We start from the raw sequence: 282 nt of genomic DNA, 5'->3' as shown, positions 1-282 counted from the left end.
AATGAAACCACAGCAAGAAACCGGAGCCACTATGAATCAGTCCACCATAAACCAATCCACTTCAAGCGCGCCACCCACACCAGCTCAGCCTGACAGCATCTGTTATCTGACCCGGGAGGCATCGGTGCATCCGCTAGACCTGGCTTTGCAAAATCAACTTGCGCAATGGACTGGTGGCATTTCTCCGGCCAGCGTGATCCTGGCCTGGCTGGACTGGGGCTTACATCTGTCCTTTGCACCTGGCAAGCAAATGGAGTTACAACGCTCGTGGCAGCAGCAGAT

Annotated in this window: 1 protein-coding gene; it reads left to right on the top strand. The window is 54.6% G+C overall.

Translation table 11 applies throughout. The features are described 5' to 3' along the window. Window positions 1-31 precede the first annotated feature (31 nt). On the top strand, window positions 32-282 hold a 251-nt coding region (locus KDM89_RS22025), incomplete at its 3' end, for a poly-beta-hydroxybutyrate polymerase N-terminal domain-containing protein (RefSeq protein WP_212689876.1).

Source organism: Cognatundibacterium luofuense (assembly GCF_018139685.1).
GTDB lineage: Bacteria > Pseudomonadota > Gammaproteobacteria > Burkholderiales > Burkholderiaceae_D > Undibacterium > Undibacterium luofuense.
Note: the sequence above shows the minus strand (reverse complement) of the source record. Positions and strands in the feature narration are given on the sequence as shown.